This window comes from Cocleimonas sp. KMM 6892 (assembly GCF_035798195.1).
GTDB lineage: Bacteria > Pseudomonadota > Gammaproteobacteria > Thiotrichales > Thiotrichaceae > Cocleimonas > Cocleimonas flava.
This window is the reverse complement of the sequence record NZ_JAPFBV010000001.1, coordinates 418,737-442,037: the sequence shown is the minus strand read 5'-3', so window position 1 is coordinate 442,037 and position 23,301 is coordinate 418,737. Positions and strand designations below refer to the sequence as shown.

23 protein-coding genes are annotated in these 23,301 nt (G+C 40.3%); 20 read left to right on the top strand and 3 right to left on the bottom strand.

Annotation, left to right across the window (positions count from 1 at the left end):
* Positions 1-2: 2 nt before the first annotated feature.
* Positions 3-341 carry a P-II family nitrogen regulator gene (locus OO007_RS02010; protein ID WP_131904362.1) on the bottom strand — a complete coding sequence of 113 codons (339 nt, stop codon included), beginning with the start codon at positions 339-341 and terminating at the stop codon, positions 3-5.
* Between the two features lie 161 nt (positions 342-502).
* Between OO007_RS02010 and OO007_RS02005 the strand changes: the two genes are divergently transcribed.
* The 4 genes from OO007_RS02005 to OO007_RS01990 all read left to right on the top strand — a co-directional run bounded on the left by OO007_RS02005 (position 503) and on the right by OO007_RS01990 (position 4,212).
* Positions 503-1,330 (top strand): symmetrical bis(5'-nucleosyl)-tetraphosphatase, encoded by an 828-nt coding sequence (locus OO007_RS02005; protein ID WP_131904361.1) that lies wholly within the window; start codon positions 503-505, stop codon positions 1,328-1,330.
* Positions 1,327-1,818, top strand: coding sequence for a hypothetical protein (locus OO007_RS02000; protein WP_131904360.1), 492 nt, complete (start codon positions 1,327-1,329; stop codon positions 1,816-1,818). The genes OO007_RS02005 and OO007_RS02000 overlap by 4 nt, the downstream gene beginning before the upstream one ends.
* A 161-nt stretch (positions 1,819-1,979) precedes the next feature.
* The gene (locus OO007_RS01995; protein ID WP_325807539.1) at positions 1,980-3,362 is read left to right on the top strand and encodes a TolC family outer membrane protein; all 1,383 of its coding nucleotides are present in this window, start codon (positions 1,980-1,982) and stop codon (positions 3,360-3,362) included.
* A 301-nt stretch (positions 3,363-3,663) separates the two neighbouring features.
* A complete protein-coding gene (locus OO007_RS01990) occupies positions 3,664-4,212 on the top strand; it encodes a GspH/FimT family pseudopilin (protein ID WP_325807538.1) in 549 nt (182 codons plus the stop codon).
* 2 nt (positions 4,213-4,214) lie between these two features.
* On the opposite strand, the gene ispH is transcribed toward OO007_RS01990, so the two are convergent.
* Entirely contained in the window at positions 4,215-5,159 is a 945-nt protein-coding gene (gene ispH / locus OO007_RS01985) for a 4-hydroxy-3-methylbut-2-enyl diphosphate reductase (RefSeq protein WP_325807537.1), read from the bottom strand.
* A 114-nt stretch (positions 5,160-5,273) separates the two neighbouring features.
* Between ispH and purD the strand changes: the two genes are divergently transcribed.
* The 4 genes from purD (at position 5,274) to OO007_RS01965 (ending at position 8,718) form a co-directional block, all read left to right on the top strand.
* The gene (gene purD, locus OO007_RS01980; RefSeq protein ID WP_325807536.1) at positions 5,274-6,560 is read left to right on the top strand and encodes a phosphoribosylamine--glycine ligase; all 1,287 of its coding nucleotides are present in this window, start codon (positions 5,274-5,276) and stop codon (positions 6,558-6,560) included.
* Positions 6,561-6,745: 185 nt separating this feature from the next.
* The gene (bufA2, locus tag OO007_RS01975; protein ID WP_131904356.1) at positions 6,746-7,036 is read left to right on the top strand and encodes a BufA2 family periplasmic bufferin-type metallophore; all 291 of its coding nucleotides are present in this window, start codon (positions 6,746-6,748) and stop codon (positions 7,034-7,036) included.
* Between the two features lie 78 nt (positions 7,037-7,114).
* On the top strand, positions 7,115-7,948 hold the full coding sequence (gene bufB, locus OO007_RS01970; protein ID WP_325807535.1) for an MNIO family bufferin maturase: 834 nt from the start codon (positions 7,115-7,117) through the stop codon (positions 7,946-7,948).
* Positions 7,945-8,718 (top strand): HvfC/BufC N-terminal domain-containing protein, encoded by a 774-nt coding sequence (locus tag OO007_RS01965; RefSeq protein ID WP_325807534.1) that lies wholly within the window; start codon positions 7,945-7,947, stop codon positions 8,716-8,718. Before bufB ends, OO007_RS01965 begins: the two co-directional genes overlap by 4 nt.
* Positions 8,719-8,739: 21 nt before the next feature.
* On the opposite strand, the gene rrtA is transcribed toward OO007_RS01965, so the two are convergent.
* Positions 8,740-9,351 carry a rhombosortase gene (gene rrtA, locus OO007_RS01960; protein WP_325807533.1) on the bottom strand — a complete coding sequence of 204 codons (612 nt, stop codon included), beginning with the start codon at positions 9,349-9,351 and terminating at the stop codon, positions 8,740-8,742.
* Positions 9,352-9,533: 182 nt separating this feature from the next.
* Between rrtA and gspG the strand changes: the two genes are divergently transcribed.
* From gspG to hemL, 12 genes are all read left to right on the top strand, one after another.
* Entirely contained in the window at positions 9,534-9,980 is a 447-nt protein-coding gene (gene gspG, locus OO007_RS01955; RefSeq protein ID WP_131904352.1) for a type II secretion system major pseudopilin GspG, read from the top strand.
* Between the two features lie 18 nt (positions 9,981-9,998).
* Entirely contained in the window at positions 9,999-10,496 is a 498-nt protein-coding gene (gene gspH, locus OO007_RS01950; RefSeq protein ID WP_325807532.1) for a type II secretion system minor pseudopilin GspH, read from the top strand.
* Positions 10,486-10,857, top strand: a complete 372-nt coding sequence (gene gspI, locus OO007_RS01945; protein ID WP_131904350.1) for a type II secretion system minor pseudopilin GspI — start codon at positions 10,486-10,488, stop codon at positions 10,855-10,857. The genes gspH and gspI overlap by 11 nt, the downstream gene beginning before the upstream one ends.
* Positions 10,854-11,447 (top strand): type II secretion system minor pseudopilin GspJ, encoded by a 594-nt coding sequence (gene gspJ, locus OO007_RS01940; RefSeq protein ID WP_325807531.1) that lies wholly within the window; start codon positions 10,854-10,856, stop codon positions 11,445-11,447. The genes gspI and gspJ overlap by 4 nt, the downstream gene beginning before the upstream one ends.
* Before the next feature lie 328 nt (positions 11,448-11,775).
* The gene (locus OO007_RS01935; protein ID WP_325807530.1) at positions 11,776-12,951 is read left to right on the top strand and encodes an efflux RND transporter periplasmic adaptor subunit; all 1,176 of its coding nucleotides are present in this window, start codon (positions 11,776-11,778) and stop codon (positions 12,949-12,951) included.
* Positions 12,952-13,014: 63 nt separating this feature from the next.
* Positions 13,015-16,935, top strand: coding sequence for an efflux RND transporter permease subunit (locus tag OO007_RS01930; RefSeq protein WP_325807529.1), 3,921 nt, complete (start codon positions 13,015-13,017; stop codon positions 16,933-16,935).
* Positions 16,936-16,953: 18 nt separating this feature from the next.
* Entirely contained in the window at positions 16,954-17,862 is a 909-nt protein-coding gene (locus OO007_RS01925) for a hypothetical protein (protein WP_325807528.1), read from the top strand.
* Positions 17,859-18,479, top strand: coding sequence for an AAA family ATPase (locus OO007_RS01920; protein ID WP_325807527.1), 621 nt, complete (start codon positions 17,859-17,861; stop codon positions 18,477-18,479). Before OO007_RS01925 ends, OO007_RS01920 begins: the two co-directional genes overlap by 4 nt.
* Positions 18,480-18,550: 71 nt before the next feature.
* On the top strand, positions 18,551-19,501 hold the full coding sequence (locus OO007_RS01915) for a tetratricopeptide repeat protein (protein WP_325807526.1): 951 nt from the start codon (positions 18,551-18,553) through the stop codon (positions 19,499-19,501).
* A 17-nt stretch (positions 19,502-19,518) separates the two neighbouring features.
* Positions 19,519-20,250: a hypothetical protein gene (locus tag OO007_RS01910; protein ID WP_131904344.1), complete on the top strand. Its 732-nt coding sequence runs from the start codon at positions 19,519-19,521 to the stop codon at positions 20,248-20,250.
* A 71-nt stretch (positions 20,251-20,321) separates the two neighbouring features.
* Complete coding sequence (locus OO007_RS01905; protein WP_325807525.1) at positions 20,322-21,755, top strand: dynamin family protein; 1,434 nt, start codon at positions 20,322-20,324, stop codon at positions 21,753-21,755.
* A 244-nt stretch (positions 21,756-21,999) separates the two neighbouring features.
* Positions 22,000-23,280: a glutamate-1-semialdehyde 2,1-aminomutase gene (hemL, locus tag OO007_RS01900; protein ID WP_131904342.1), complete on the top strand. Its 1,281-nt coding sequence runs from the start codon at positions 22,000-22,002 to the stop codon at positions 23,278-23,280.
* The last annotated feature ends 21 nt before the right edge of the window (positions 23,281-23,301 follow it).

The window sequence follows — 23,301 nt, the reverse complement described above, 5'->3', positions numbered from 1 at the left end:
AGTTAAAGTGCCTCTGGGCCAGTTTCACCCGTTCTGATTCGTATTGCTTGTTCTATGTTTTGTATGAAAATTTTGCCATCGCCAATTTTACCCGTGTTTGCGGCCTTGATGATTGCTTCTATGGCTTGATCTAATAAGTTTGCAGGAACGGCAGTCTCAATTTTTACTTTGGGTAAAAAATCGACAACGTATTCTGCACCACGGTAAAGTTCTGTATGGCCTTTTTGGCGGCCAAAACCTTTGACTTCTGTGACGGTTAAGCCGTGAATGCCAATTTCTGACAGGGCTTCTCGAACATCGTCAAGCTTGAAGGGTTTGATAATAGCGGTTATCAGTTTCATGGTTTCCTCATTGTTTAGCTTTTTTTAGAGCGCAGAATAATAACCTATAATTGATTTGAAAGGGAGAGCCGCCCAATTTCAGTAAAGGTTTTCGTTTGCTGGGTGTGATTTTTGAAATAAAAAAGGTAAAATTAAACTTTAACTGTAGTGTTGATGAAAAGATGGCGATTTACGCAATTGGGGATGTGCAAGGCTGTTATGATTCATTGCAACGCCTACTAGAAAAAATACAGTTTTCTCCTGAAAACGACCAACTCTGGTTTGTCGGTGATTTGGTTAATCGCGGCACAAAATCATTAAAAACCGTGAGATTCATTAAAGGTCTGGGAGATGCTTCACTGACAGTTTTAGGAAACCATGATATTAGCCTTATCGCTATGCATTATGGCGTTCTTCCTAAAAGTCCAAGCTTAAAAAAATTCCTAAAATCTAAGCATCGTGAAGAATTGATTGAGTGGTTAAGGCATCAAAAAGTGTTTCATGTGGATAAAAAGCTGGGCGTTTGCATGGCGCATGCCGGAATATCGCCTCAATGGACACTAAAAGAAGCCAAAAAATATGCCAAAGAGATTCAAGTGCCGTTGCGTGGGGATGACACCAAGGAGTGGCTCAGGCAGGTTTATGGCAATAAACCCAATTTGTGGAGTGAAGATCTACAATCGTATGAGCGTCACAGATATATTCTGAACGCCTTTATGCGAATGAGATATTGCAATGTGAAAGATGGTTCTCTGGATTTAAAATTGAATGGTGTCCCTAAAATGACAAAACCTGGTTCCACCAAGCAAGTTCCGTGGTTCTTATGGAAAGGTAGAAAACAGATTCCTTTACGTATAATTTTCGGACATTGGTCAAGTTTAGGATATTACCATGATGATAATGTTACCTCTTTGGATACAGGGTGTGTCTGGGGTCGGCAATTGACAGCAGTGAGACTCGATGGCGATGCTTATCCTTTAATTAGTGAAACCTGTGGGAATCTTTCATGAGTGATGAGCATGATTATGAATCCAGCATAACGCCAGCAGGAAGCTTTAAACTCAATATTAAAGGAGATGACTATCTGGTAAGGGTGATGAAGCCTGCATCAGCTGCTTCTTTAAACGAGTTACAGCTATCCTTAAAGCGCAATCGGGAAATGCTCAAAGAAAGTTATGAGGCCATGCACGAGACATGTCGAGATGATATTTTAAAGCGTGTAGAGAAGAAGCATGTGGATTATTTTTCACCCACACAAAATGCTTTGGTCGCGAGAGCGAATATAGACATGCTGATCCCATTGATTAATGTGAAAGGTGGAGTTGCAGCCTATAAAGGGAAACTGGAAGGTTTGCCTTTAGAGAAACACATCGAAAAACTACGCAACAAAGCAGAAAGCAATGTCAGGGAAGAAGAAACAAAGTCACGTATCGGTGGTTTCTTTTTAATTATGCTGGTTTTGGCTTTGGCGACTGCAATACTGTTGGTATTTTTTTAATGTGCTAAAAAAAGCCTCGTAAGTAGGGGGGTGTATATCCCTTTATGGGGTTGATTGGCACACATTGTTTACACAAGATTACATAGTTTTAGATTGATTAAATATTAGAGAGTCATTATGCTGATCGTTTTTAAATTTATTTCCTTTCGGGGTCTGTTCTGATGAATTTTCAGATAGCTAAAAAATCGTTAAATATCAAGTTGTTTCAAGGTGCTTTGTTGAAGCAACCGTTCTTATTAAGTGCAATAATCATGGCTACAGTTTCTGCTCCTGTTAATGCAGAAACCTTATTACAAGTGTATGAGGATGCGAAGAAAAATGATGCCCAGCTGAAAGTCAGCGAAATGGGTTTTCTTGCTGCGCTTGAAGCTAAACCACAAGTTTTATCAGGCCTAAAACCGCAACTCACGGTCACTGCTGGCGCGAATTATACTGCGCAATATACGGGCAAAAGATCCTACGGTGGAGAAGATGCTGGCGGATACGCAAACATTGGTTATGATTTAAATTTAACCAAAGTCATTATCAATAAGCAGTTAGATGCACAAATCGATCAAGTTGATGCATCGATTCTTCAATCAAAAGCGTTGCTAGAATCGGATCGACAAGACCTGATTATCAGAGTGGCGGATGCTTATTTCGCTTATTTGAATGCTAATGACACATTGGTGTTTAGAAAAGCGGAAAAAAATGCAATCGGTAAACAGCTCAATCAGGTTAAAGCCTTTTTTGATGCAGGTCGATCAGCCATAACAGATGTAAAAGAAGCTCAAGCTTCATATGACCTTTCTGTGGCGCAGATTGAAATCGCTAATCAACAAATAGATGTTGCTAGAGAGTCGTTAAGAGCGATTACTACACGTGCTTATAAACACTTGAATGGTGCTGCTGATAATGTGCCTCTACTTGTTCCTAAGCCTACTAATATAGAAGCGTGGTCTAAAGCCGCGGTTGAAAATAGTAAAGATTTAATCGCTGCAAAGCATGCCGTTGAAGTCGCGCAAAAAACCATAGAATATGAAAGAGCGGCAAAAAAAGGTACCCTTAACCTGGTTGCAAATCAGGGTGTGAATTCTGTTGCAGGTGAGGATATTTATGATTCTGACAAATTTGATGCCACAGTGGGTGTGCAATATAGCCTGAACCTTCTGGATGGCGGCAATATTTCTTCGCGTGTGCGTGAAGCTCGTCATAAATTACATCAGGCGCAACAAACTGTAGAGTTACAAAAACGTTTGGCGACTCAGCAGTCTCGAGCAGCTTATTTAACAATAGTGTCAGGATTAGCTCAAGTTAAAGCTTTGAAACAGGCTTTGAATTCATCACAAACTGCTGCAAGTGCAACGCAAGCTGGTTTTGAAGCGGGAACACGTACAGCGGTTGATGTGTTACTTGCATTGCGAAATACGTTCTCTGCAAGACGTGATTATACTTCTGCACGATATGATTTCTTACTAAATACTCTAAAGCTGAAACAGGCTTCAGGTACGCTAACAGAGGCTGATTTGGCAGCACTTAGCAAAATATTGCTGAAAAAGACCTAAATATGTTTTAGCAATAAAGTCTTAATAACTTTGTTGCTGAACTCATCTCTTATTTGTAGCCATTTATCATTTGATTTTATACGTTCAAGTGGTAAATGGCCGCTTATCTGAGAGTCTCTCTTCAAATATCAAAATATGGTTTAATATCAGGTAGTCAAAAGTTGTTAAAACAACTGCATTAGTAATAGGTACAGAATCAAAATTCTGGCTGAGTTTAATAATATTAATAATTATAAAGGCTTAAATTAAAACAAACCGATGACCAATCCTTGGCCTCATTATGGTTTGTGGACTGATTGATATGAAAAACAGATCTAAAATTAGAAATAATTCCGGGTTTACACTTATTGAAATGATTGTAACGATCAGTATTGTGGCAATTTTTGCTTCAATTGCTGTGCCTAGTTTTTCTCAATTAATTAGAAATAATAAAATACCGACAACAACAAACGAATTTATTTCTTCAATGGTTTTGGCTCGAAGTGAAGCATTGAAAAGAAGCCGAAATGTAATTGTTTGTGCCAGTACTGATCAGCTTAGCTGTAATGGTGGGACTGATTATTCTGGTGGCTGGATCGTCTATGATGACTGTAATGGTGATGGTTCACCTACTGCAGTAGCTGTTGATTGTAATGATGATAATCTTGAAGAAGAGCAGGAGATTATCAAAGTGCACAACGGTTTTGATAGAATGTTTATCAATGGTACCGCTAATAATATTACCTTCTTGTTTTCAGGTAGAGTGGCAGGCAATACAACATTCGATGTTGGTCATGAGTCCGAACCTACTGTCACTTTAAAAGAAGTAACAGTAAATAGAGTTGGAAGAATCAAGTCAGAAGACCCATAAAGCTATGGGTTTAAGCGAAGCTCTTTGGGTAATACAAAAGATACGTTTTCTATGATTCCCTGATCATCAGGCATTATTTCAGCACCAAGTTCTTCTAGTCTCTTATTAACCTGCTCCACCAAAATCTCAGGCGCAGAAGCTCCTGCAGTTACACCTACCCTTAAGGTTTTATCTGTAAACCAGCTTTCTTCTATGTCTTCAGCCCCATCAATTAAATAGGATGGAGTGCCTCTTTTCTCAGCGAGTTCTTTTAAACGATTTGAATTCGAGCTATTGGGAGAACCAACGACAAGAATAATGTCGCTTTTATCGGCAAGTTTCTTTAAAGCATCCTGACGATTTTGAGTCGCATAACAAATATCATCTTTTTTCGGGCCTTTAATGCTGGGAAATCGACTCCTCAAAGACTCGATTATAATTGCAGTATCGTCCATAGATAGGGTGGTTTGCGTAACAAATCCAAGCTTGTCTGGGTTTTTAACCTCTAATAGCTCCACTTCCTCGGGTGAGTCGACGCGATATATATCCCCACCAAAGCTCTTGTTGTACTGACCCATAGTGCCTTCTACTTCTGGGTGACCTTTATGGCCGATCAGAACCGTTTCTCTTCCTTCTTTGCTGTACCGTAAAACTTCCATGTGAACTTTGGTAACTAACGGACAAGTCGCGTCAAAAACATTTAGGCCTCTTGACTTGGCTTTGTCTTGAACAGCGCGTGATACACCGTGAGCACTAAAAATTACGGTAGCATCATCAGGGACTTCATCTAATTCATTGACGAAGATTGCGCCTTTGTCACGTAAATTACTTACTACAAAACGGTTATGCACCACTTCATGGCGCACATAAATGGGAGCGCCGAGTAATTCAATGGCACGATCTACTATTTCGATAGCTCTATCTACGCCGGCACAGAAGCCTCGAGGGTTTGCTAAGGTAACTTTCATTGCTTTAGTCTCGTAAAAGATTCACATAAAAAATTTATTGTAACAACTGAAAGCATAGTTTTGTTAAAATTCGCGCTGGTTAAATTTAAAAACAGTTTATAAATAGGAATTACTATGAAAGTACTACTCATCGGTAGTGGTGGAAGAGAGCATGCATTGGCATGGAAAATAGCTCAATCAGAGCGAGTAGAAAAAGTCATTGTAGCCCCAGGTAATGCAGGAACGGCTTTAGAAGAAAAAGTTGAAAATGTAGATATCGGCGCAGAAGATATCGAGGGTTTATTGGCGTTTGCTCAAGAGAATAATGTTGATCTAACTGTCGTTGGCCCAGAAGCGCCATTGGTTAAGGGAGTCGTAGACCTTTTTGCTGAGAACGGACTCAGATGTTTTGGTCCTTCAAAAGGCGCAGCTCAATTAGAAGGCTCTAAGGCTTTTTCTAAAGACTTTTTTGCCAGACATAATATTCCTACTGCTGCTTATGGGAATTTCACTGATATTGATGAAGCTATTGCTTACATAAAAGAGCAAGGTGCTCCAATCGTAGTCAAAGCGGATGGGCTCGCTGCGGGTAAAGGTGTGATACTGGCAGAAACCGAAGATGAAGCAATCGCCGCGGTTAAAGATATGTTGGCGGGTAACGCATTTGGTGATGCAGGGCATCGTGTCGTCATAGAAGAATTTTTAGTGGGCGAAGAAGCTAGCATTATTGTGATTGCGGATGGAAAGAATTATTTGCCAATGGCGTCTTCTCAAGATCATAAAGCGAGAGATGAAGGTGATCTTGGTCCAAATACTGGCGGTATGGGGGCTTATTCTCCTGCACCAGTGGTGACTGATGAAATTAGCCAGAAAATAATGAAAGATGTAATCGAACCAACGCTTAAAGGCATGGCTGATGAAGGGCATCCGTTTACAGGATTTTTGTATGCGGGTGTAATGGTCGATGATAAGGGTAATTCAAAAGTACTTGAATATAATGTGCGTTTTGGTGATCCGGAAACACAGCCTATCATGATGCGTTTAAAATCTAGTATGGTCGATTTAATCGAAGCTGCTTTAGATGAAAAGTTAGATGAAGCGCAAATTGAATGGGATCAACGATCTTCACTAGGTGTTGTTTTAGCTGCTGGTGGTTACCCGGATAAATACAACAAAGGCGATGTTATTACAGGTATTCCTGAAGAGACTGAAAACAGTAAAGTTTTTCACGCCGGAACGGTTGATGATGGCGAGCTCAAAACCAACGGAGGCAGAGTTTTATGCGCGGTAGGTTTAGGAGACAGTGTCAGCGAGGCTCAACAGGTAGCTTATGCTGTAGTTGATAAAATTAGCTGGGATAATGTATATGTTCGAAGAGATATCGGACATCGTGCAGTTTCTCGTGAGCAAAAGTTAAGTTGATTGTGTTGATTTAGTTACTAAGTGGAAAAGCTTTCTCTAAAGCCTGGATATAAACCAAGCTGCTATGCATCTAAAAAATATTAGATACGTAAGGTATTTGGATGATTTGCATCTTGCAGGTTATCGACCATGTTTCAAGATATCAAAACATGGTCATTTAATTATACCAAGGAGAAAGATACAAAATGAAAACAGCATCTAAAGTAACAGGATTTACATTGGCTTCAGCAGCGGCAGCATTATTGTTAGCAGGCTGTTCTACTGGTGGTGATAGCGCAAAATCAGCATCGATGTCGAAAGATAAGAAAATGGCTGACGTAAAGTGTGCCGGGATAAACTCTTGTAAAGGAACCAGCGCGTGCGCAACAGCTACAAGTGCATGTAAAGGTCTTAATAGCTGTAAAGGTCAGGGCTGGGTAAAAGCATCAGCTACTGATTGTGCTGATAAAGGCGGAAAAGTGCTAGGTCAGGCTTAATCGTAAAAAGTAAGTAGATTTATGAAGTGCCCGATCAATTATGTTGTATCGGGTATTTTTTTGCCTTAAGGTTTCACTATGAAATATCCATCTCTTGGCTTTGGCTTAGGCCTACGTAAAGAACACTATAATGCGATACTCGATACCTCTCCTGACGTTGATTGGTTCGAAATTCTCACTGAAAACTATTTGGTCGAGGGTGGAAAGCCACTTTATTTCCTGGATCAGATTTGTGAGCGTTATCCGATTGTTATGCACGGTGTATCCATGTCAATCGGCAGCAGTGACCCAATTGATATGAAATATTTGAGTCAGGTAAAGTCGTTGGCGGATCGTACCAAAGCGCACTGGATTTCTGATCATCTGTGCTTTACTGGCTTGGATGGTGTAAATGCGCATGATTTATTGCCATTACCCTACACAGAAGAAACGGTTAAATTTGTGTCTGAAAAAATTCGCCAGACTCAGGATTATCTTGAAAGGCGTATTTTGATAGAAAATGTATCAAGCTATATAAGCTACAAACAATCCGAAGGCATGACCGAGTGGGAATTTGTCACCGCTATTGCTGAAGAATCAGATAGTCTAATGCTCCTGGATATTAATAATATATTCGTTAGCGCATTCAATCACGGCTTTAATCCATTGGATTATCTTGATGGCGTTCCCCCTGAGCGTGTTCAGCAGCATCATCTTGCTGGGCATAGTCAATATGATGGGTACATTATTGATACTCACGATAACGATGTAGTTGAAGGTGTGTGGGATTTATACGCAGAGGCGGTTAAACGTTTCGACGGTGTTTCAACGATGATCGAGCGTGATGATAATATTCCCGAATTGCCTTATTTGATGAAAGAATTGAAAATGGCGAAAGAAATATCTGCAGCCAATAAGAGATCCGCTCAATGAGCGAGTTATATAGACTGCAAAAAAGCATGATGTCTTTTCTGCTAGAAAATGATAATGCTATTCAAACTGACATTGTGTCAACGGCAGAAGTGAGCGCTAAAGTGCGTTTGGATATCTATGGCGCAGGCTATGGCTATCGTTTAATTGATGCGTTATCCGAAAATTACCCTTCTGTGCATACTTTACTAGGTGATGATGGTTTTTATACGATGAGTTACGCGTATATGAAGGCTCATCCGTCGCATCACTTTTCTCTACGTTATTTTGGTAGCCACCTTGAGGAATTTTTAGCAAAGGAATATTCCGATGTTCCTGTGCTGGCAGAAATGGCGAGATTCGAGTGGGCACAAAGAAAAGCTTTTGACAGTAATAACACTACGTCGATCTCAATGGAATCACTGCAGCAAATACCGATTGAAAACTGGGGGCAACTACAATTTGACTTTCATCCATCGGTGTCACGAATAAATTTTGAATGGAACACTCCGCAGCTATGGGCGGCGATTGATGAACAGTTAGACCCAATTCCTCCAGAAAAATTAGACTATCCATTAGGCTGGGTAGTCTGGAGAAAAGAATTACTCAACTATTATCGATCGTTAGATGTCGATGAAGCATGGGCTTTAGATTCTGCTATGCAATCAGGAAACTTCGAAGGCTTGTGCGAGGGTGTGTGTGAGTGGGTAGATGCTGAACTTGCTCCGGCACGAATAGCGGGTTTTTTATCGCAATGGATAGAGGATGGGTTGCTTACAGGATTAACCTATTAAAATAGAATATGAAAAAAGTGCCTATAAGTGGGGGGGTGACTTTTGGTCTTTAGATGGATTGTTATTTCTTTTAAGGTGCAAAATAAACAATAAAATGCTGATTATTATTGCCCCAATCAAGCCATATTGATGCGCGTCAGTTGCGACAGGAATGCCGATGAGTTCCTCGCTAGAACTGCTTCCTCCCTGAAAAAAATCCCAGGTGATTTTGCCTAGGATGAGTGTAGCTACTGATATGCCAGTAAAAACATCTTTATTCAAAGCCGCGTTTACACCGCCGATAAAAAATAATCCATAAAGAGCACCAGAAAATCCATAATAAATATGTAGTTCAGGGGTGAAATAATAAAGACCAAGTCCCACCATCAGGCAAAGAAAAACACTGCAGAAAATGAATGTTTTTGCCTTCAAGGTGTCTATGAATAATAAGGCTAAGATCCAAAGCCCGCTGAGGTTTAAAAATAAGTGTGGGTAGTTTGAGTGCGTTAAATTACCGCCAATAACTCTCCACCACTGCCCAGATTCAATTTGCCCACGATTAAAAACGAAATCATTTTGAAGGAGTTGGGCAATAAAAAATACTACGGTAAGTGAAATTATTGCCAAGAAAAGCGGTTGTTTCAATTTGATCATTTTTAAACAACCTTGTATAAAATATGGCAAAATGCCGTCATTTTAAAGAATTAGACTTTTAGAGAAAGTGAATAGTATAAATTCTTTGAGCCTTTGAAGTAAAAGTTTTGATAAGTTTATGACGGTAACTTGCCTGAAAACTTAATTTATTAGATTAATTCAAAAGATTGTAGGGAAAGTAAATGAAAAGAAGTAGAAATAACATTCAATCATTGTCTCGTGCGCAAAGCCTAGGTTTTACCTTGCTTGAAGTGATGGTTGTTGTCGTAATTATTGCTGTAATGGCTGCCGCAGTAGGTCCGGCTATTTTCGATAATTTGAATAAGGCAAATGTGACAAGAGCAGGGACAGACATAAAAAGCATTTCTTCAATGCTTGAAATCTACAGAGCTGAAAATTATAACTACCCAAGTACTGATCAAGGCTTAGAAGCTTTGGTAAGCAAGCCGTCAGGTGATCCTGAAGCTAAAAACTGGAGACGTTATACTAAAAAGACGCCAATTGATCCTTGGGGAAATCCTTATAATTATTTAAGCCCAGGTGCAAAGGGAGACGTTGATATTTATTCTTTTGGTCCTGACGGTGTCCAAAGCGATGATGATATTGGTAACTGGCAACTAGATAATTAAGTCTATCCTAGATAAATGATGAAGATCTCGCACAAGGGTTTTACCTTAATAGAGATAATGGTGGTAATCGTTATTGTTGCAGTTCTTATGGGAGCTGTGACTTTATCTTTTCCTCCTGCTGGCGATAAATTACTGAAAGAAAACACCGAACGATTTAGTGCGTTGATTTCTCTTGCCCAAGATGAATCGATTTTACAATCTGCCGAAATAGCTTTGGAAATCGATGATAAAGGCTATGGTTTTTACAGAAATGAAAACAATAGTTGGACTGCTTTGTCAGAAGCACCTTTCAATAAACGAGAATTTCCTTCGTCGCTTACCTCTAAATTGTATTTGGATGGCATTTCTACAAATCTAGAAGAGCGTGAAAACGAAAATCCTCAAATCGTATTTTTATCCAGTGGTGAGATGACACCGTTTACCTATGAACTTTTCTTTGAAAAAAAAGATTCTTCTAAAATGGTAGTCAGTGCCACGGGTGAGATAGAGCAGAGCTACACCAAAAATGAAAAATAATAACGCTGGTTTTACGCTTTTAGAGGTTATGGTTGCGCTTTTTGTTGTTGCGGTAGCAATGGGTGGAGCAATTAAAGTCATTGAAAATGCAGCGCAAAACACCTCGAGAATGACAGATAAAACATTTGCTGGCTGGGTTGCGATGAACAAAATAACGGAATTACGTCTTAGTTCTGAGTGGCCTAAAACAGGAAAAGTTAAAGGTGAATCTGAAATGTCTGATAGAAAGTGGAATTGGGAGCAAAATACCATAGAAACTGATGATGAGAAGGTGAAGCGAGTTGAGTTATCAGTGTGGGGCGAGAGTAAAGATGATCTAGATCCATTTGTAACCGTTGTGGGCTTTTTAACTAAGCCATGAAATCAGCAGCAAAAGGTTTTACGCTTCTTGAGCTTTTGGTTGCCATGAGTATATTTTCTTTTATGGCAATTACTGCATATGCTGGCTTGTCTAATATGCTGACAAGTAATCAGGCTATCACTGAGCAGGAACAGAAACTAAAAGAATTGCAGCGAACCATGCTGTTTTTAGAAAAAGATATACGTCAGGTTGTAAGCAGGCCGAGAAAGACTGGTTATGATGCAGATGAAGTTAAGCCTGCTTTTTCTTATGGTTTAGACTCAGATGACTCTGAAGGCATTTTAGAATTTACCAAAGCAGGTGTTTCGAACCCGCTGGCTTTAGCTAAGAGTTCTTTAGAGCGGGTACGTTATGATCTTGAAGAAGAAGTGCTAACAAGAAACAGCTGGGCATACATAGATCATATCGATCTTGAACCTGTTGAAATGACTCTGTTGACGGGTGTGGAGTCATTAGAATTAAGGTTGCTGGACGATAAAGACCAATGGCAATCAAACTGGAGTGACCTCAAGGCACTTCCAGTTGCTGTTGAGGTTACGCTGGAGCACAAGTACTGGGGTAAGATAATTAGATTGTTTCCAATTCGCTAATTTTCAGAATACCTAAATACCTAAAAATAAGAATAAAACTCATCTCTTCTATCCCTTATGGAACTAGATTTGTGCTGGAAATATGCTTATTTAGAAGCTATAGTAAAAACAGCAATATTTGTGCGGTTAACCTTTGTATCCTCCAAATGAAAGGGTTAATGGCAGAAAACAACTGACTATTGTCTATCTTTTAAAGGGCTCTATCAGTTTTGCTTTAACAGTCGGGTGGTACTCCTGTAGCTTAGTGTTGTGAAATTTCATGGGGATTTCAAATAGCTAATTGCCCAGTATAGGAGCCGACGTGGAATTAATAATAGGAAAACTAATAATGTTGAAGTGCAAACATCATAAAATGCTTGTTGCTAGTCTTTGTTTTTTTATTGCCCCGGTTTTCTTTTTTTCTTCATTCACCCATGCTGAAAATGTAACGGAAATTGTTACAGTTAATCGCTCAATTTCAAGTTCTCAAACGATTTTAGGTAGCACGGTAGTTCCTTACAGGGAAATTACGGTAACCGCACAAACACCAGGAAAAATCACTGCGATAGGTGGTGAGGTAGGGTCAGGCTTTACCAAGGGAGCAATGCTTGCAAAGGTTGATGATGCTCAGTTATTGGCTAAAAGAAATACGTTGTGGGCACAAATTACTTCGGCTCAAGCTGCACTTAAAAATTCACAAGCACAACACCAACGCGAAATAATTTCCCCAAAAAGCAAAAGCATTAATGGTATGCCTGGAATGGGGCTGCCATCAATGATGGATATCTTCATGACACGCCCTCTGTATGACATGATGGGTAACTCTGATCAAGGATATAATCGTTACTCAGACTTGGTGAACAGTGCTACGGGTGTTTCCCAGGCTGAAAGTCAGGTTATGATGGCTTGGTCACAGCTCAATGAATTAAATACTAAAATAAAAGATACCGTTTCAGTCGCGCCATTCGAAGGTATCATCATGAGTAAAATGGTCGAAGTGGGAGACGCTGTCCAGCCCGGACAACCTTTAATGAAGTTTGGTTTTATTAAGTATTTGCGTTTGCAGGCAGATGTTCCTTCAATGCTGGTTTCAAGCTTAGTCAAAGGAATGAGTGTTCCCGTAAGAATCAGCAATAAAAATCGTACCATTGCAAAAGTGTCTCAAATATATCCTATTGCAGACCCCTCACGACATACCGTGGTAGTTAAATTCGATTTGCCTATAGGCGTATCTGCCGCACCCGGTATGTATGCGGAGATCTTTTTACCCGATACCACCCCAGGTGGTAATTCTGTTATTACAATTCCCAAGACAGCCTTAATCCCGGGTCGAAGCTTGCCAACGGTGTTGGTGGCAGATGAAGAAACTAAAACGTCATCATTGCGTTTAATTAGAGTGGGAGTAACTCAAAGTGATGGTTTGGTGTCTGTGGTTTCAGGTTTGAAGGTAGGAGAACGGGTTATAAATAATCCCCCTCCAGGAGCATCTTCAGGATGGTATCCCAAAGATTCAGCAGTACTTTGATTCATTCATGACTCAACTATGAAACGAAACAAATATAACTCTAAATAGACTGAACAAATAAATATGAATGATAACGTAACTGGTCAAGGAACAAAGAAAGTAGAAATACCTAAACATTCTTTAGGCCTTGCCGGTGGTATGGCAAAAGCGTTTATCACTTCGCCACTTGCGTTGCTTTTATTGATTGCTTTCCTCGCTTTAGGCATTTTGGGAATGCAGATGACACCGAGGCAGGAAGACCCTCAGATATCAGTGCCGATGGTTGATATTTTTGTCAGCTATCCGGGGGCAACTTCATCTGAGGTTGTTAGCCAGGTGGCAAGACCTCTTGAAGGAATCATGTCGGAAATTACCGGCGTAAAACACGTTTATTCAGCGTCATCTCGTGGTCAGGCTCTTATAACTGTTCAGTTTAAAGTGGGTGAAAACTTTGAAGCGTCTATCGTAAAATTACACGATAAAATTGAATCGAATAGAAATAAAATGCCGCAAGGTATCGCTGGTTTTCTAGTAAAACCCGTTGGGGTTGATGATGTCCCTGTGGTTTCAATAACACTTTGGTCAAATAACGTCGATGATGCTTCTTTGAAGCTCGTTGCACTGGATTTGTTGCAGACCTTACGTGAAGTCCCTAATGCTAGTCAGAGTTTTATCGTTGATGGCAGAACGGATCAACTCCTTGTTGAAATACTACCAGAACGGCTTGCGACTTACGGTGTTTCCTTAACTCAGGTTGCGAATACAATCAGGATGGCTAACTCAGAGAGAAATGCTGGGTCAGTTGAGCCAAATGACAAGTTTGTACAAGTAGTAACGGGCTCTTTTTTAAAGTCTTCTGCTGATATAAAGCGTCTGATGGTCGGGGTAGTTGATGGGCGACCAGTGTATGTTCGTGACGTAGCTACAGTAAAAGAAGGGCCAAGCGAAGCAACAAAAATTGTAGGTTATTATACTGGCGCAGCAAGCAATGACTCCGGCAATGAGGTGGCTCATGGTGCTCCTGCGGTAACTATTGCTATTGCCAAAAAACACGGTGCAAACGGTGTTGAAGTTGCAGAGCGTGTATTGGAAAAACTCGAGTATTTAAAAGGTCGATTAATTCCGGATAATGTGAGCGTTGCTATTACCAGAAATTATGGTGAGTCAGCAAAATCTAAGGTTAATGAATTATTATTTAAGCTAGGTGAAGCAACGCTGATGGTGACAGTTTTAGTATTGCTGTTTCTAGGTTGGAGAGCGTCATTAGTTACCTTCATAATCATTCCCGTAGTTATAACAGTGACGGTTTTATCAGCTTGGATTTTAGGGCTGACTATAGATCGAGTTAGCTTGTTTGCTTTGATCTTCTCAATCGGTATTTTGGTCGATGATGCTATTGTTGTGGTGGAAAATATTTACCGGCGCTGGCTACTCTCAGAGAGCCTGGATGTTGATGTGGCGGTTGATGCAGTGCGTGAGGTCGGAAATCCAACAATCTTAGCGACATTTACGGTAATCGCTGCATTATTACCAATGGGATTTGTGAGTGGGATGATGGGGCCTTATATGTCTCCCATACCAATCCTAGGCTCCGTAGCAATGCTTTTTTCATTATTTGCTGCCTTTGCTTTCACTCCTTGGTTAACCAATAAATTTAAGCCTAGCCTAAAAAAGCTGAAAGTTATGGAACAGAAAGAGCATCGTCAAGCCGCTGCTCTTGAAAGATTTTTTCGTGGGTTAATTGTTCCAATCATTCAAGATAAGAGAAAAGGAAGGTTGCTCTTATTCGGAATAATCGGTGTCTTCTTCCTCTGTACACTTCTCTTTTACACTAAAGGTGTGAAGGTGAAAATGCTGCCACTGGATAATAAGCCTGAATTTAATATTGTTGTGAATTTTCCTGAAGGGACAGCGCTACCAGTAACTGCGAATCTGGTCAGTCAGATAGCAGAAAAAATGCAAGCAGTTAAAGAAGTGACCGCAGTTCAAACTTATGCAGGAACAGCCTCTCCCTTTAATTTCAACGGTCTTGTGAGGCACTATTATTTACGCGATAAACCCTGGCAAGGGGATGTTCAAATCCAGTTAACGGATAAACATGACAGGGATAGATCAAGCCACGAAATAGCAGAAGAAGCCAGGTTAGTACTTACTCCGCTTGCTAAAGAAGCTGGCGCAAGAATACAAGTAGTAGAAATGCCCCCTGGGCCGCCAGTGCTTCAATCGGTTGTGGCTGAGATATATGGTCCAAGTGCGGAAACACGCAGACAGGTCGCAAGGGATATCACGGAAATATTTGAAAAAGCACCAAATTTAGGTGATGTAGATAATTTCTTAGAAGAACCTCACGATATTTTGCGCTTTAAGGTTGATGCAGCTAAAGCCCAGCGCAATGGGATCTCCGTTGAAGATATTAATGTGACTCTAGAAATGGCTATGGGTGGGTTTGTTCTGGGTGATATTAAAAAGAATGCGCTGATTGATCCCACTCCTATAGTCATGCAAATACCGTTAGCGGCAAGATCTCAAATCAACCGACTCATACAATTACCTGTAAGTAATCAAATGGGTAAAACAATGCCTTTGTCTGAGCTTGGCAGGTTTGTAACTGAAAAAGCTGACCAGCCAATCTATCACAAAGACTTGCGGGCAGTGGAGTTTGTCACCGCAGAGACAGTCGGTGACTTAGCGGCACCCGTATATGGCATGTTTCAAGTGCAAGATTTATTGGCAGAAGCAAATGATGGAGAGGGCTATAAGTCTCCTGATGGCACACTAGTGACTGGTGGTAGCTGGTTTGGTCGAGAAGACACTGCTGATAAAACTAATTTCGAATGGGGCGGCGAATGGACAGTAACATTTGAGACATTCAGAGATATGGGTATTGCCTTTGTGGCAGCACTTGTATTGATCTATATGTTAATTGTTGGTTTATTCGGAAACTTCATCTTGCCAGCGATAGTTATTGCTCCGATACCACTGACATTAATTGGCATTATTCCCGGACACTGGCTTTGGGGTGCGGATTTCACCGCAACTTCTATGATAGGTTTTATTGCTTTAGCAGGAATTGTCGTTAGAAACTCGATTTTGCTCGTCGATTTTTCTAGAAATGCTGTGATTAACGAAGGTATGAGCGTCGTAGATGCGGTAATACATTCTTGTGAAGCAAGGACTCGACCTATAGCGATTACAGCATTTGCTTTAATTGGGGGTTCTTTGGTAATTATTACAGACCCTATTTTTAAAGGCATGGCGGTATCATTAGTTTTCGGTGGTCTGGTATCAACCTTATTAACACTTTTAGTGATTCCCTTAGGATGTATAAGCGCAGGAAAGGCATTATGTGTAGGGCCTGATGGAGAAGTGATCACACCCCCCGACTTTGAGGCCGATTTTTCGAAGAATGAACCTAATCAATTTGAGAACACCTCATCTGCTAAAGAAGGCAAATTCTTTTCTGGTGTTAAGAAAGTCGTATCGATATTTGTAGCTATTGTTTTGGTGCTAGCTAGGGTGATTTTCTCCTTAGTAAAGAAACTGCTTTCTTTGTTAATAGGTTTATACCAATCATATAAGCTTAAACGAGATATAAGCTCTCATGTAGTAGAAAAAGCACCTTTGAAATCAGATGATTCAGTTGTTGTGGCTCAAGAAAATACTGGAGATCAGACAAGTGTTGTTGACGCCGGAGCAGGGATCGATAAGTCAAAGAAAGATGATGAGCCTTCTCAGGTAATGAAAGTCACTTCGAGAGCAAAATCTAAAACTCCCGCTAAATCAACAAAAAATGCCAAGAATAAGGCATCGTCGAAAACAAAGTCAAAGTCAAAGTCAAAGTCAAAGTCAAAGTCAAAGACGAAGCCAAAGACGAAGACTGAAGCAAAAACAACAGCCAAACCAAAAACCAAACCAAAAACAACAACGAAGCCAACAGAAACAGAGAAGAGTGCGGCTAGTTCAAAACCAAAACGTAGAGGAATACGTTTAAAAAATGATATATAGAGTAGGTATAGTAAGAATATGAATGATGCAAAAAAAGGAGCACTCACTGCTGTCGTTGCAACAGTGGTAACTTCTGTAATGATATTAATGACTGGAACGGGTAACGCGGATAATAAACAGTCGACTTTGGAAAAAAACCAATCAATAAGTGTTAATGAAACGACTGTAGAAATCCTCGTGAAAGAGGATTCGCCTAAAGATGAAGCAACTATAGAATTAACAGAAAGCATTGAAGCTAGTGTTGCTGCTGATGCCAAGTCTACATTAAAGTCTTCTGTGCTTCCTCCTCCTGGGCCTTTTTCGAAAAGTACTGCAGGAACATTAAATAAACCGCAAGCACCTCAATTATCACCTCAGCCTGAAGCGCCAAAAGCACCGGAGAGTTTGATAGAAAAACCAGTGCAAACAGAAAAAGCACCAGTTGCTCCTAAGCTTGATAATTCCTCTATGAAGAAGCCAGAAATAAAGGCTCCTGCTAAAAGTACTGCCGAAGTAACAGCCAAAAAACCAGTTAAGCCTTTTGCTCCTGAAATTCGTAGTTTAAAACCTGAACTAAAAAAGACGCCACAACTACCAAGCAATAAATTAACAGCTAAACTGCAAAAGCCGAAAATGCCTGTTGCTCCTGAGGGTAATAACTTAAAGAAAGAAAGCCCTAAAACGCAACTTAATGGTCAACCAATTTGGATGCAGATGCCTGGTAACCCAAATGGTGTCAGGTATATGCAGCAATATAGATATGTTCCTATGCCCGTTTATCCGAATTATCATTTTCCTCAACAGCCGCAGTTAAATGGTAGTTACTACTTTGCGCCAATTCCCAATCAATGGGGGCAACAAGGTATGAAGTTACCTTCACAAAACAAGGCTATGAAGAAAGATCATTCAGAATTAGAAAATAAAGAGTTGGAAGGTCAAAGTAAATGATAACGGTTATAGGTAACTTAAAAGGTGGTACAGGTAAAAGTACTGTCGCCTTTAATTTATCTATTTGGGTTGCCACACGAAGAAATGTACATGTGTCTGTTTATGATTTAGATCCGCAAGCAACAATTACGGATGCTCTGGAAATAAGAACCGAAGATGGTCATATGCCTACTCTGGAACCTATTCATAATGCGAATGAGCTAGGTAGTGAAGGTAAACATACTGAAGTCATCGTAGATATCGGTATATCAGATAATGAAGCGATGAATACAGCTCTTCAGCGCGCAGATAGAATCGTGATTCCAGTTGCACCAAGTCAGGCAGATGTATGGTCAACTCAACGTTTTTTAAAATTAATAAGTAACGTTAGAAAAACTGGTGTAGTTCCAGAAATTATTGGTTTCATGAATCGCTCAGATACGCATACTGCAGTGAGGGAAACAGATGATGCTTTTGACGCATTAAACAGTTTGTCAGGAATTAAAATGATAGAGCCTAGACTTTATCAAAGAACAGCATATAGGCGCTCGTTTAGTGAGGGCATGGCAGTGTTCGAAATGGACGCAAAATCAAAGGCCGCTGCAGAAATAGAAGAATTAGGAGAGCTATTGTATTAGTTTATACTAGAATAGTATTTCTAGTATAAACTCGTGTAATAGACACATATTATTTTAAGGAGATTTATTAAATGTATATTGTTCGTTGGTTAATGGGGCATCCTATCCTTGCGACATGGTTCGTGGGTGCGATAGCAATCCTTTTATCTATTGGTAATCACGGTGCTAAAGAGGATGTTCATGTAGATGATCATGCTAATAAACAACAGCAAGTTGAAACTACTCACACGACTAAGACACTAGAAACACCTTCTGCAGTGACTTCTGCTTTAATCGAATCAGATAAAAAGAAAGTAGTTGTAGAAGAGATAGTTGAGGTCGAAACTGAAGTAGCCGCAAGCACTCAAACAGAAAATACAAAATCTACACAAACTGAAAAGCAATCTTCTGTGGTAGATAACAAAACTGCTCCAGTAAGTGAAGAAATTGTTAAAAAGGCAACAATAGATTCAACAACAGTAACTAGTAGATCATACCCTGATGGTTTGGTTGTTGGTGGATATAGTAGCTCATCGACTAAGAAGAAAATCGCCGAAGCTGAAGCAACTGAAGCAGAAGCTCCTCAAGCAGTTATAGAAACAACAGCGGGTAAAACAGGTACTCAAGCGGATGTTGCAGTCGCAGCAACCGAGGCAGCATCTACAATCGAAGAAACACCTAAACCCGAAGAAGCTACGGCAGATGCAAAAAGCATTGAAGATTTAGGGCAATCAAGTACCGAAGAAATGCTGTTAATGGCCCGCGAAGCTTATTGGAATAACGGCTTGGAAGAGGCTTCTCAAATATATTCGCAGTTAATCGAATTAGAACCCAATGTGATCGAGTATCGTGGCGAATTAGGTAACGTATATTGGCGACAAGGCTACCCTAAAAAAGCTGCACAATTGTATTCAGAGATCGCGATACCTATGATCGAGCAAGGTAACGCTGAAAGAGTCGCAAATATGATAGGTTTTATCGGTCTGTTTTACCCTGATCGCGCAGCAGAGATACACAAGAAATTACAAGCTGTAAAACAATAATCAAACATTAGGAAAATATGGCTAAGAGCGAACTACATAGAGATTACATTCTTGAAATGGAAAACGAACTTCAAGAATTTGAAATGAAGGCTGCAGCAACTCATAAACGTATGCAGATGTTGGTCTATCCATCTATGTTTGCTTTCTTTGTGCTTTCTATTTTCGGCTTTTTTCTTATATTCTCGTTAACATCTGACGTAAACAGAATGGCTGATACCATTGCTCATATGAGCGGTTCACTAGACAATAATATGAGCTCAATCTCTGGTGATATGAATCAGATGTCTGTGAAAATGGATAGTCTGGTAGATTCTACCAATAGCATGTCGAGTAACTTGACCAATATGACGCAAAATACCGATGAAATGGTAACGAGTATTGGTGGAATGCGAACAGCTACTTACGACATGGCGGCATCTACTAACAATATGCAAAGAGATATGTGGAGTATGAATAAGAATATTTCTACTCCATTAAGCTTTATGAATAACTTTTTGCCTTGGAAGAATAGTCAGAGCATGCCTTTCCCGGGTTCTAGAGCGCCTTTGCCGCAATCATATTTCGCCTACCCTGCAGAACAACCTGTTTCAAATTATCAGCAGGATATTCCGATGCCTGTTCCAGTATCACCAGCAGGTTCGAGTTATCAAGTGCAGCCAGCTCTTTTCCAGCAATCCATGTCTAATGATCAAGGTCCTGCACGAATAAATAGCCCCTACTTGGCTATGCCTGCGATTTCTATGAACTAAGTCTAAATGCTTGGTTGCACCCGTTTTAACCAGTAAAACCAGATGTCTAAAGTGACTCGGAAGGAAATTTCATGACACCCGCAAAGAGAATGCAAGACCGACTAGAGCTTTTGCAAAAACACCTTGAGACCGAAAACCCTGTATTAGTATCAGTCGTAGATCGTTATAGAAAGCTCGACAAAATTTCTCAAAAAATGGGTTTGTTAGCTGCAGATCAATCGTATGCTACCCAGATATCGTGGTGGCCACTGGTTTCAATTTTAGGAACGTTCTCCGCTGGTAAATCAAGTTTCATCAATTCGTATCTGGGGCTTAATGTTCAAGACTCAGGTAATCAGGCGGTCGATGACAAATTCACGGTTCTCACTTACAGCAGAGATTCAAAAGTACGCACGCTACCCGGAATTGCTTTAGATGGTGATCCTCGTTTCCCTTTTTATCAAATAAGCGAAGACATCGAATCTGTTACGCAGGGCGAAGGCTCACGAATAGATAATTATTTGCAAATGAAGGCAACGCCAAGCGAAAAACTTCGCGGAAAGATAGTTATCGACTCTCCAGGTTTTGACGCGGATGAGCAACGAAAAGAAACCTTGAAACTGACTGATCATATTATTGATCTTTCGGACTTGGTGTTGGTGCTGTTCGATGCAAGGCATCCTGAGCCAGGAGCAATGCAAGATACTCTGGAGCATCTTGTGCAAGGTTCACAAAAGCGCAGTGATAATAGCAAATTCATGTTTATCTTGAATCAGATTGATACATCTGCAAATGACGACAATATGGAAGATATTGTGGCGTCATGGCAAAAAGCGTTGGTGCAAAGTGGTTTAAATGCCGGCCGTTTCTACGTCATTTTTAATACTGACTTAGCTGCCCCTGTTGAGAATAAAGCCGTTTGGGAGCGATATCTAAACAAGCGAAATAATGACTACGCAGAAATATCTAAACGTATGGAAGATATTGATGTAGAAAGAGTGTATCGAATTATCGGAAGCATGGAGTCACTCTCTAATCAAATAGAGCAACAAGCAGTGCCTCAAGTAAAACTGGCTATGCAACGTTGGAAGAAAAGAGTATTAATCACCGATGTGGTGGTTTTTGTTCCTATCATTTTAGGCTTGATAACACTTTCAGTGATTGCGGGTTACTGGCAGGGAATGGTCTTTAATCCTCCATGGCTGGATGCTTTGAAACAAAACAAAATATTAGGTATCGGGGTGTTAGCTGCGATAGTTGTGATCTTCTATCTGATTCATCAGATGGTCCGTTCAAAATTGGTGAATGGCGTTGCAAAAAAATTAAGCACTGACGAGCCTTATGGAAATATCGCCAATGCGTTTAGAAAAAATACACGCTGGTGGCGCAGTATTTTCAGAAAGAATCCAGTCGGTTGGAGTACAGGTGTACGTAAAAGATTAGACGGTATACGCAGTGATATCGACAAATTCGTCCAAACCTTGAATGATCGATATACCAGTCCATCTGGTAAAGAAGACTCATAAAAGCATATTCACCGAGAACAAGGCAAATAGATAAATAGTCATTCAAAAAATTGACGGATGTCTTGCTTGAGTTAATTCTAACTTGGAATAAAATAAAAAAGTGCCTATAAGTAGGGGGGGTGTATTTAATTTAATGCACCCCCCTACTTATAGGCACTTTTTTTCAATGTAATGTTTTACATTGAAACGTCAAAACAACGACAAATAACCGCACGATATATTAATTAGAAAATTCGGAATTATTATGACTAAATCTCAATCTTTATTTGAGCAGGCTCAACTTACAATCCCTGGTGGAGTAAATTCTCCCGTACGTGCATTTAAAAGCGTCGGTGGTACCCCGTTATTTATAGAAAGAGCAAAAGGCGCTTATTTATTTGACGTAGATGGCAACAAATATATCGATTATGTGGGTTCTTGGGGGCCAATGATCGCGGGTCATGCGCATCCAGAAGTCATCGAAGCGGTTAAAACTGCCAGTGAAAACGGCTTAAGCTTTGGTGCGCCAACAGAAATAGAAGTAACAATATCGAAGAAAATTTGTGAAATCCTGCCTTCCATAGAAATGTTGCGAATGGTGAGCTCTGGAACTGAAGCAACCATGTCAGCTATTCGATTGGCGCGCGGATTCACAGGTCGTGATGATATTGTGAAGTTTGAGGGTGGCTATCATGGACATGGTGATTCGTTGTTAGTAAAAGCGGGTTCAGGCGCTTTGACTTTTGGTGAGCCAAACTCTCCCGGTGTTCCCGCTGATTTGGCAAAGCACACCTTAACGCTGGATTACAATAATCCGCAGCAAGTAAAAGACTTGTTTGCAAAAATGGGAGATAAGATCGCCTGTATTATTGTTGAGCCAGTAGCAGGGAATATGAACTGTATTCCACCTTCGGAAGGTTTTCTCGAAACACTCCGAGAAGTGTGTGATGAGCATGGATCCGTATTGATTTTTGATGAGGTCATGACCGGGTTCCGCGTTGCACTGGGTGGTGCACAAGCACATTACGGCATAAAGCCAGATTTGACTACCTTGGGCAAAGTTATCGGTGGCGGTATGCCAGCTGCCGCATTTGGTGGGCGTAAAGATATTATGGAGAAACTTTCTCCTTTAGGTCCTGTCTATCAAGCAGGTACTTTATCGGGTAATCCGTTGGCAATGACTGCTGGTTTGAAGACACTGGAAATCATCTCTCGTGATGGTTTTTATCCTGAGCTAACAGAGAAAACCGAATTATTCGTTAATGGAATGTTAGAGCGTGCGCGACAGAGCGACATTCCATTAAGCAGTAATCAAGTGGGTGGAATGTTTGGTTTATTCTTCAGTGATGAAGATAAAATAGAAAATTTTGCACAAGTATCAAAGTGCAATATAGAGCGATTTAATCGTTTCTTCCATAGTATGTTGGATGAGGGCGTTAATCTGGCTCCTTCTGCTTATGAAGCTGGTTTTATGTCTAATGCACATACCGTTGAGGACATAAATGCAACATTAGGCGCCGCTGAAAAAGTCTTCGCAAATCTTTAATTATTAAAAATAATTACGGAT